Source organism: Thermovirga sp. (assembly GCF_017656375.1).
In the GTDB taxonomy this organism is placed as follows: Bacteria; Synergistota; Synergistia; order Synergistales; family Thermovirgaceae; genus Thermovirga.
Genome location: NZ_JACDOB010000039.1, coordinates 1 through 9,543, shown reverse-complemented (window position 1 = coordinate 9,543; position 9,543 = coordinate 1). Strand labels below are relative to the sequence as shown.

Here is a 9,543-nt window from a genome sequence, read left to right as displayed (position 1 = left end):
AGACGCACCTAAAAATAAGAATGTAGCACTCCCTGCAGAGAGCCCGAAAATCCAAAGCTCTCTTTTTTTGTAATTATGCTCGACAGCCTTGGCTGCAAATAAACCTGTAAAGAATACAATTGTAAGAGGGTTTGAGATAGTCAGGATGGCTGTTGAAATAAAGCTGGAAATCAAGCTTGATTTGACAGGAACTAGGCTTGCGGTAAAACCTGTATTTCCAGCACTCCTTGCAATGGATACCCCGAACAAAATAAGTATCGCAGAACTTATAAGGCCAAAGCCCCTTTTGAACTTGTCTTTTTCAAGGAGCCTACCAACCCCCATTATCGCAAGGGTGATGTAAAAGCAATCAACCATAGTCACTGCAAAAACAGCCGCAAGCCCATCGAGGGGCCCGGCCTGCAAGGCGAGGTTCATCACAAAGAAAAACACCGGCCCTATGGCGACCTAAAGCAACAGCCCTGTCAACAAACCGTTTTTTAATACTCTTGCAGTTTCCAATATCCTCATCAGCCAATTTAATTATATCAAACTTTACACAATGCGATTAATGCGCTATCCCCAAGGCTACACTGGCCTGGGCACCAGAACCATCAGGGTTAAGCCTAGAAATCTCCATGCAGCTTAGTTTTTCGTACTTGTCTGGGACCCCTCAAATACAACTTGGAAAGAATAGGTAACCAGAATCAGAGGTACATAGGAGGCCTCGCCTACTTTATTCCAACCACCCCCCACTTTTCAGTCTCCACCCATTGAAAAACCAATTCCATCACCTAGCCAGGTAACACAGGATGGCCAACGCGGCGAACACCGCCAATGCCAAGTAAAATCGCAAGCTGCCCGAATGCATCTTGACCAAGGCAGAGCGGACAGAGGCAAGGATTTGTAACGCCTCGCTCAGCAAAGCTTCCAAAGTTAGAGCTCCCTTGAAGCCGGACGCAAGAAAGCCCTTGGCAAGGTAGAATATCCCTGCCCCTAAAAACACTATAAAAAGTGACGAAAAAACATCTGACCTCGCAAAGAAACCAGACGCTGAAAACCCAAAAAAGGAAGTGGCGGCTCCGGCCCCAAGGCCTAAAAATATCGTACCCGCAGCCAAAAATACCATTCCTAAAAGCCCCGAAAAGTCGCGAAAACAAACAAAACCTTCCCTTGCCATCCTTCCTTCTCCTTCTTTGCTGCCGCTAAGAAAGCCGTAGTAGCCCAACTTGCAAAAGGAAATCACGGTTCCAATGCTTGCCACCTGCAATGCCCAATAGGCAGGATACATCCCTTTTTCCATAAGGGCTTCCTTTATCAGCACCTTGCTTACGAAACCGCTCATTCCAGGGAAACCAGAGATCGCCAGCGCACCAACAATAAACACAATAAAAGTGTAGGGCATTTCCCAAGCAGCCCTACCACCAAAACGCCTAAGGTCCTTAGTGCCATAAGCTTTTTCCAAGCGCCCCACTGATAAAAAAAGCAGTCCCTTAAACAGGGCGTGTGCCAGCGAATGGTATAAGGCTCCAGCCACACCAAGCAGTGTGCCAACCCCCAAAGCCGAAACTACATAGCCAAGCTGGCTAACCGTGTGATATGCCAAAAGCCGTTTTGCGTCATGCTGCATCAGGGCCATTGAGACACCGAACAAAGCCATGGCAGAACCAATTATTAGAAGTTCCGGGGCACTGGCGAAGGTACCCAGCCTGGCGATACCGTACACACCAAGTTTGACGGCAAAGCCAGAAAGTAAGGCACTGGCTGGAGTTGGCGCCGCACCGTGAGCTTTAGGCAGCCAAAAATGCAACCCTGGGAAAGCAGTCTTGATGCCCAGGCCAAATAAAAGAAACCACCTCCACTCAGGCGGCACCGGCCCCATAGCCAAACTTCCTGTCTCCAGCGAAACCCCAGCCACTCCTATGAGCATGATGCCTGCCGCTCCAAGCTGAGCCAATAAATATATGAGAGCAGCTTTTGGATCTGCAAAAGCTATCATTCTCCACAAAGTCAGGGAAACCAGCTCCACAAAAATAACAAAAACAAGCCAATCCTGTGCAAAAAGAGCACCCAAGGACGCTATCCAACACCCAACGGTAAGGAAACGAAAGGTCTTTCTCTCCTTCCCTTCGAAGTACCATTCGTTATATAAGAGGACCGCCAACGAAAGCACTGTAGCGGAGGCGACAAAAACCATGCTCACAGGGTCACCAAAGGCCATTGCTCGCATAACTCCCTTCTCATCGGTTCCAGATTACCAAAGTGAGGCCTGCTAGTCTCAATCACTTTAACAACACCGCTGCTATATAGTCCTTGGTATTAAGGGCCTTAGATCCAACCTCGACAAAAAGTTCCCAGATAGGGGTAAAAAAAGGCAACAATCCCAAAACAACACAACACGCCGAAAATAATGCCGCTATCGCCAGAACAGGCCTGCGGCTCTCATGCTCGGAAAATCCTTCTCCCGGGGTATAAAACACGGATAAGACTCGGATGTAATAAGAGGCAGAAATGACCGTCCCAAACACCAGTGCCAAGGCAGCCAGGAAGCTTCTTTTCTCAACAGAGGCCACAACCAGGTACCACTTGCTCATAAAACCGTTTAGGGGCGGAACTCCCACTATGGCCGCCGCCAGAACAGTAAAGGCTAAAACCATGCCCCTTCGGTGATAGTAAAGTCCCTTCATATCCTGTATGTTACGGGTCTTAATCTCCTCTGCAAGGCGTCCTGCAGTTATGAATAACCCTGACTTCATTAACATGTGGTTGAAGGAATGGAATACAGCCGCTGCGATTCCAGTCGCCGTTCCCATACCTACCCCTATCATTATGTAGCCTATTTGGGCAACGGTGGAGTAGGCCAAAAGCCTTTTTATGTCCTGCTGCCTTGAAGCCATTAGATGGCCACCCAGCAAGGACAGCACCCCCAAAACTGTTATGACATCAAAGACCGAGGGCAAGGCATCACCAAAGAAAAGCAGGGAAACTCGTATGAGGGAGTATATCGACACCTTGACTACCACTCCTGAAAGCAAGGCGCTGACGGCCGTTATGGCAGAAGAGTGGGCATCCGGAAGCCAAAAATGAAAGGGGAAGGCTCCCGCTTTAAGGGAAAACCCCACCACCATGCAGGCAGCTATAACTATCAATGTGGCCTTAGGCATTTGGGGAAAGGAGGCAGCCAAGGCTGCCATGTTTAAAGTCTTGGTCGCTATAAAGGCATATGCTGCTCCCAAGAGTATAAAAAAAGCGCCAACGGTTCCCATCACAAGATATTTCAAACCCGCCTCCACAGCCTGCCAAGTCAAGCTGTAAGAGACAAGAAGGTAAGCTGCAAGGGAGAATATCTCGTAGAAAACAAACATGTTGAAGAGGTCTCCCGTCAATAGCACCCCGTTCATCGATGCTTGAAGGAGGAAAAATATTACATAAAACCTCCAAGGCCCTGTGCCCATTTGCTCATAGAAGTACAAAAAAGAAGCTCCACATCCAAACGCGGCCAATGCCAGAAAAACAGAAGATAATCCATCAGCCACGAAGACTACTCCCAACCTTGCGGGCCAACCTCCAAAAAATGCAAGCGCATAATCGCCAAAACCGGAAGCCGCAGCAGCTAGCGTCAAGACAAAAGCCCCAAGGCCCATTATGGGCAGAAAAAGGCGCAACCCTCTAGACCCATAAAGATGCAGGAGGGGGATCACAAAGGCACTTGACAAGGGGAAAATGACTGCCAAAGTAAGTATCATTCTTTGAGCCCCCTTATCTTGTCCAAATCCACCGTCTTGTAGCGGCGATGGACCTTTATCACCAATGCCAAAGCCAAAGCTACGTCGCTTGCCCCTATGACTATGGCAGTCAAAGTAAAGGCATGTGGCAAGGGGTTTACAGCCTGCCCCTCCATTGGGATCAGCGGAGGCACTCCACCGTGGACATAACCGGCGGTAACTATGAGCATTAAGGCTCCTGACTCCATTATCGTAAGGCCTATTACCGTTTTAAAGAGATTTCTCTTGGACAAGATCGTGTAAAGGCCTATACAAAACACAAATATGGCTGTTGCATAGCTAATTTTTATCATTGCCTTCTACCTCTGACATTTGTTCACCAAACTCCAGCTCAAGGACCCTTACCATACTGTAAAATATTGTCGATAACCCGGCTCCTACCTTCATCCCTACGGCTATGTTGAGTAAAGGAATTGCCCCGGCGCTGAGGAAATTACCCACTTGCCCTCTTGGAAAGCCAGCAGCCGTGTTAGCCAAAAACCCTGCCCCAGCCAAAAGGCCCACTCCACCCAGGAACACAAAGAACAAGCCTCCCAGGGACTCTATAGTTTCCTTTGTTTTGGGCTTTATTCTGGACATCTCAAAGCTTGAGCCAAAAACTATGCATAACAGGATAGTTACAGTGGCAAAAACTGCTCCCCCTTGAAAGCCTCCACCAGGAGTCATATGCCCCATAAGGATTATTGTTGAGCCGTACAACAAAAGAAAAGGCACAAGAAAGCTCACACCCCGTCGGGCTATAAACGAAAGCCCCGCGGAGGACCTTTTATATTTGCTTTTACTGAAAAGCATGGCGACTCCGCATACGGTCGTGTATATGACCGACGCTTCTCCCAGCGTATCAATTCCCCTGTAATCAAAAAGTATGGCAGCTACTATATTTGCTGCCCCTGTCTCCTCGGCTGTGTTGATAATGTAATAAGCAGCCGGCCCTATTATGAACTCAGGGTCTTCCATAGCGGCTACGCCTTTCCAAAGCCACCAGCCAATACCCAAGCACAGAAGCAGCAATCCCAAGTTATAGAGCCGCCCCTTTGGCCTCATTGACCATCACCTATATCCTGCTTCTGTTCAAGCAAGTTGGGCTTCTGGGTCTGGCTATAGGCCACAAGGAAAAAAGATGTAACAAGGCCAGAGTTTATGACGGCTTGTGTCAGGGCCACATCTGGAGCCTGAAGGATTACAAAAACCATGGCCATAAGCACCCCAAAAACCGAAAGGCTTATAACAGCACTTAAGACCTCCTCCGCTTCCGAGGCAACCAATGCAGTTAAAGCCAAAAAAACACATACAAAAGCAAAAAAAGCTGTCATTGCTATCATTCCTTTTTATTGGAAATCTTTTCTCCGTATTCATCCTTGTAGATCAGCTCAGGCTTTATTCCGTGCCTGTAACATGCCCTCGCAATTGCATGAGACGAAAGGGGATTTGTAATCAAAAAGAAAACGATGATCAAGACGAACTTGGCCGAAGCTTGCCAGCTTGGAGCCAAAATGGCGCCCCCCGCCAAAACGAACAGCGCTCCTCCTGTGAGGGCCTTGGTCCCTGCATGGATCCTGGTATAGACGTCAGGAAACCGGATTATTCCCAAAACCGACGTTAAAGAAAAAAAGACCCCTATGGCCATAAATAAATAGGCTACGACAAACCGCATCTCTTGAATCATTTGTGAAGCTCCCCATGTTCGAAGTACTTGGCCATGATGAGCACATCTGCAAAGGCTAAAATGGCAAAAGCTAGAGCAATATCCAGAAATACGCCGTTTTTGAAAACGATGGAAAGGGTTGCCAAAGTAGTAGTCATAAGCACCGTCATAGCATCGGCCGCCACTATCCTATCCGGCACAGTAGGCCCTACTACTACCCGGTAAAATCCCCCTAAAGCAGCAAGCATTAGCCCCCAAAGGATTACGTATATCATTCCAAAAGCCTCCTCAAGCGATCCTCTAGCCTATTTACGTCCTTGCAAACAGCACACTCATCCAACGTCCTAAGGTTTAAGGAGTGGACGTAAAGTTCATGATGAGCCAAATCTATATCAACTGTAACAGTCCCTGGAGTTAAAGTTATCTGGTTGGCCAGAACAACTAGCGACGTCTTATGCTTTAGATTGGTCTTTACCCTAACTATTCCCGGCATAAGATATAACCTGGGTCTCAAAGTCAACAATGCCACCTGCGTTGTAGCCTTGAAAATTTCCCAGAAAAAAAGAGGGAAAAACATCAACGACCATACGAAATTAAAATGTAGAGGCGGGGCTATGTTTCGTGGTAACTCATGAGCAGGAGGCGAAAAAATTCGCCACGTAGCCCAAGTTATCAGTGTACTCAAAAGTCCTCCAACTGCCAGTCCAGCAAAATCAAGCCTCCCTGTATACAAGGCCCAGAAAAGGAAAAGTGCAACAAACAAAACAATTGGCGCCTTTTTAGGCTTCACAACGTCCGACCCCCAGGCAAATAATTTGCGGCAAAACAGTCAAAACAGTCAATTTGAGAAAGCAAGGATGTGATTGAGTATCTAGATAAAGCAATTACATTATATAGTTTTTTAACCATTTTATCAAAACGCATAGGCTCACGAGACTTCAGGAGAAAGCAAGGTCAAGGATCATCATGACAACAAAACCTAGTATGGCCCCAGTGGTTGCTATATCCGTGTTTTCTCCACTTTGGGATTCTGGAATTAATTCCTCGATAACCACAAAAATCATGGCTCCTGCAGCAAAAGAAAGAGCATATGGGAGCAAGGCTTTACTAAGGATAACCATAGACGCTCCTATTACTCCACCTATGGGTTCAACTACGGCAGACAACTGGCCATACCAGAAACTTTTAAACTTGGACATGCCTTCTCTTCGAAGGGGCAACGAAACAGCTACTCCCTCCGGAAAATTCTGGATAGCTATACCCACTGTTAAAGCAATAGCCCCAAGTAATGCTGTCTTGTCTGATGCCCCTATGCTTCCAAATGCAACTCCTACGGCAAGCCCCTCCGGAAGGTTATGAATAGTTATCGCCAAGACTAAAAGTGTCGTCTTGGGCAATTTGGTCTTAATCCCTTCGGCGTTTTTCTCAGGAGTAAAAAGATGTAAATGAGGAATGAACCTGTCCAAAAGCCTAAGAGTAAAGCCTCCTAAGAGAAAACCGATTGAGACAGGTACCCAGGAAGGCAAAGTCCCTTGCTCTGAAAATTCTATTGCCGGCAAAATTAAGGAAAAGAAACTAGCAGAGATCATAATGCCAGCAGCAAATCCTAAAGAAGCATCTAAGGCCTTCCTATCGATGTCTTTTTTCAGGAAAACCACGGCTGCACCTAGTGCTGTGACAAACCAGGTAAAAAGGGTCCCTACCAGGGCTTGATATACAGGTGAGATGGTTCCAAAAAGCTTAATTAGTTCCACAACCGATCAAACCTTCCAAGGACAATTTTCGCCAAATTCATGAAGCAGTTTACGGTTTATATTTTATTCGCTTTACACTACCACGCCAGTAGGGTTTCAGCCTTTCTTTCAATATCCAGGAGGCTTCTCCATCAAAGGGAACAAGCATACCACCACATCGACCGTAATTCCAGAACTTCCCCTGCCAGGGAGTGGGAACCAGTTTTCCATCAACATCTCTGTACCTCTCGGATGCCGTTACAGTGTTAACAAGCCCAATCTCATTGAAAGTAAAGGTAAGGCTTACCGAAAATTGGCCATCTCTTAAAGTTGCCTTTGCATTAGTTTTATCTAGCTCTTCCCAAGCAGCTCCTTGAGACGGGAGCAGTGCTGTTGGGTACCATACTGCCTCCGCTAAAAAGCGCATCAGCTCCCCTTGTGCCAATCCCGAAGAATCAGAACGGCTCATTAAAGGTATCAGGCCAAAGAGCTTGGCGCACAAAAACCCCTTCCCATCGACGTAAGCATCGCGTACCCATATGTTAACCCCTGGCAGAATCTTTATGCGTGCTTCCCAGTTAAAGCCTGGCTTTCGGAGAGTGACACGCTGTATAGACTGGAAAGGCTTCCAATTTTCCCCGTCTTCACTCAAGTTAAAAGTACCCTCATGTTCGATATAAACATCTTCAATAATAGGCTGGCCTTCCTGCAGGACAATCCCGAAAAAATTCTGCACACACCTGGGCAGGCCTTTAACTTTTTCCGAACTGTATACCTTTAACATAACAGGCAAAAGGCCTTTTAGAAAGGCTCAAACCCCATCTCGGCCATGAAGCCCCTATGAAGAGCGCTGTACTGCTCGTTTATCATCGTTTGGTGCTCGCTTTCCCATCCTGCAAGCATCTCAAGTACCTTACGCCCCTCTTCGTCCTCCATGTTCTTCGCTGCGTTCTTGTAAAAGTTGTGGGAATCTGTCTCCATGGCTAAAGCTACGCGCAGAACTCCCATATCTTCTGCAAATTCGTCTATGGGAGGCACCGCAGAAGTTCCCTCTTTTTTGGACGAAACGATCTTTTCGCCCGTCTCTTCATCAACTGAAGGTTTTGCGTCTACATCCCACCGACTGCTTTTTTCCACACTTTCTTTCTGCTTCTTGAGAAAATCGTAGTGGGCCTTCTCCCATTCTGCCAAATAGGCTAACAGCTGTCTCGTGGTCTCCATCTTTACCTCATCCAGCGAATCCAAGTAAAAATCCCTAGCCTGAAGCTCCATCTTCATAGCAAAGTCCAATATCTTCGTCACTTGCTCCACTTCCTACACCCCCAATACTTTTTTCATTCACCCTGAATAAATTTAAACATGTCACGCTTTATCTTGTTATTGTAGGATACCAACAATTTTAACATGAAGCATAACAAATCTCATTTGTAGGCGGAAAAAATAAGCTTATAATGGATTTAAATTAGGCCGAAGCGTTAAAAACACAATAAGGAGGGCCACATGACCAAAAAATATAGCCGCAAGATAACCCGCGAAAATGTCATGTACATGGTCTTAGCCTCTGCTCTTTTTATATCGGGCTACTTTTACTTGAGATATGCCTATAAGGTGATGGACCAACTCCCATTCTCCCAGGAAATAGTTCTTATCATCCTAGGGACAATTATCACAGTTTTGATAACTGCCCTGCTTTTAAACAAACAGACGGAAGTTGAGCTGCGAAAAGAGGAAAGCATAAAGTTCCTAGAATTGAAAAGCTCCATTTATTTGAAGTTTTTGGATCACTTGGAGCATATCTTGCTGGAGAGAAGCGCCTCTGAGGAAGACATGACAAAGCTAAGGTTTCTTACTCATAAATTAGCTATTGTGGCAAGCCCTGACGTCTTACACGAGTACCAAAAATTCGTAGAGCAATTTATACGTTCGACAAAAGACAAAACTATAAACCCACAAGAAAGTGATGAGATTGCTATGGCTTTAGCAAAATTAACGACCAAGATAAGAGAGGATCTATTGAGAGAGGAAGATGCAAGTTCCATCTACTCGACGGAGGAAATATCCGACCAGATTTTGGACAACATGGAAGAGATCATAGAAGAAAGCAAATAAGCCTAACAATGGGTGAAGGCAGCCTGGGAGCTTTAGCCTCGAAATGCTGCCGAGCAATGGCTGCCTATACCCTTCAAAGCCACCTTAAACTTCAGGTTTTTACCCGCAGCAGCAGCAGCATCCTTCTTCCCGCTTATTGGCAAAATAGCGCTGCAAGTTTGCGGGCAATTCATCAAGCGGTGTAGGAGCAACTTCAGGTAAATCATCAATTTTCAACATTGCTTCCATAATGGCCTCCACCAACATCGGCAAAGGGGCATAGGGGAACAGCTGGCCACGATAGAACCATTCG

At 46.4% G+C, this 9,543-nt stretch carries 14 protein-coding genes; 1 reads left to right on the top strand and 13 read right to left on the bottom strand.

The genetic code is table 11. The features are described 5' to 3' along the window. The 12 genes from H0Z23_RS08025 to H0Z23_RS07970 form a co-directional block, all read right to left on the bottom strand. Positions 1 to 441: LysE family transporter (locus tag H0Z23_RS08025; RefSeq protein ID WP_296868924.1), on the bottom strand; the 441-nt coding region annotated here is incomplete at its 3' end. A 328-nt stretch (positions 442 to 769) separates the two neighbouring features. Beyond that, positions 770 to 2,209 carry a proton-conducting transporter membrane subunit gene (locus H0Z23_RS08020; protein WP_296868923.1) on the bottom strand — a complete coding sequence of 480 codons (1,440 nt, stop codon included), beginning with the start codon at positions 2,207 to 2,209 and terminating at the stop codon, positions 770 to 772. Positions 2,210 to 2,261: 52 nt separating this feature from the next. Continuing rightward, positions 2,262 to 3,725 (bottom strand): proton-conducting transporter membrane subunit, encoded by a 1,464-nt coding sequence (locus H0Z23_RS08015; RefSeq protein ID WP_296868922.1) that lies wholly within the window; start codon positions 3,723 to 3,725, stop codon positions 2,262 to 2,264. Continuing rightward, positions 3,722 to 4,057 (bottom strand): sodium:proton antiporter, encoded by a 336-nt coding sequence (locus tag H0Z23_RS08010; protein WP_296868921.1) that lies wholly within the window; start codon positions 4,055 to 4,057, stop codon positions 3,722 to 3,724. Before H0Z23_RS08010 ends, H0Z23_RS08015 begins: the two co-directional genes overlap by 4 nt. Next, positions 4,044 to 4,808, bottom strand: a complete 765-nt coding sequence (gene mbhE, locus H0Z23_RS08005) for a hydrogen gas-evolving membrane-bound hydrogenase subunit E (RefSeq protein WP_296868920.1) — start codon at positions 4,806 to 4,808, stop codon at positions 4,044 to 4,046. The genes H0Z23_RS08010 and mbhE overlap by 14 nt, the downstream gene beginning before the upstream one ends. After that, positions 4,805 to 5,077 carry a DUF4040 domain-containing protein gene (locus H0Z23_RS08000; RefSeq protein ID WP_296868919.1) on the bottom strand — a complete coding sequence of 91 codons (273 nt, stop codon included), beginning with the start codon at positions 5,075 to 5,077 and terminating at the stop codon, positions 4,805 to 4,807. Before H0Z23_RS08000 ends, mbhE begins: the two co-directional genes overlap by 4 nt. A 5-nt stretch (positions 5,078 to 5,082) precedes the next feature. Further along, positions 5,083 to 5,430, bottom strand: a complete 348-nt coding sequence (gene mnhG, locus H0Z23_RS07995) for a monovalent cation/H(+) antiporter subunit G (RefSeq protein WP_296868918.1) — start codon at positions 5,428 to 5,430, stop codon at positions 5,083 to 5,085. Continuing rightward, the gene (locus tag H0Z23_RS07990) at positions 5,427 to 5,684 is read right to left on the bottom strand and encodes a monovalent cation/H+ antiporter complex subunit F (protein WP_296868917.1); all 258 of its coding nucleotides are present in this window, start codon (positions 5,682 to 5,684) and stop codon (positions 5,427 to 5,429) included. The genes mnhG and H0Z23_RS07990 overlap by 4 nt, the downstream gene beginning before the upstream one ends. After that, complete coding sequence (locus H0Z23_RS07985; RefSeq protein WP_296868916.1) at positions 5,681 to 6,199, bottom strand: Na+/H+ antiporter subunit E; 519 nt, start codon at positions 6,197 to 6,199, stop codon at positions 5,681 to 5,683. Before H0Z23_RS07985 ends, H0Z23_RS07990 begins: the two co-directional genes overlap by 4 nt. A gap of 148 nt (positions 6,200 to 6,347) precedes the next feature. After that, the gene (locus H0Z23_RS07980) at positions 6,348 to 7,163 is read right to left on the bottom strand and encodes a ZIP family metal transporter (protein WP_296868915.1); all 816 of its coding nucleotides are present in this window, start codon (positions 7,161 to 7,163) and stop codon (positions 6,348 to 6,350) included. Between the two features lie 49 nt (positions 7,164 to 7,212). Further along, on the bottom strand, positions 7,213 to 7,926 hold the full coding sequence (locus H0Z23_RS07975; protein ID WP_366928889.1) for a DUF6544 family protein: 714 nt from the start codon (positions 7,924 to 7,926) through the stop codon (positions 7,213 to 7,215). 17 nt (positions 7,927 to 7,943) lie between these two features. Further along, entirely contained in the window at positions 7,944 to 8,453 is a 510-nt protein-coding gene (locus H0Z23_RS07970) for a ferritin family protein (RefSeq protein ID WP_296868913.1), read from the bottom strand. Between the two features lie 189 nt (positions 8,454 to 8,642). Between H0Z23_RS07970 and H0Z23_RS07965 the strand changes: the two genes are divergently transcribed. Beyond that, the gene (locus H0Z23_RS07965) at positions 8,643 to 9,251 is read left to right on the top strand and encodes a hypothetical protein (RefSeq protein ID WP_296868912.1); all 609 of its coding nucleotides are present in this window, start codon (positions 8,643 to 8,645) and stop codon (positions 9,249 to 9,251) included. A 99-nt stretch (positions 9,252 to 9,350) separates the two neighbouring features. Here the strand turns inward: H0Z23_RS07965 and H0Z23_RS07960 are convergent. Continuing rightward, a partial coding sequence (locus H0Z23_RS07960) for a hypothetical protein (RefSeq protein ID WP_296868911.1) occupies positions 9,351 to 9,543 on the bottom strand: 193 nt, incomplete at its 5' end.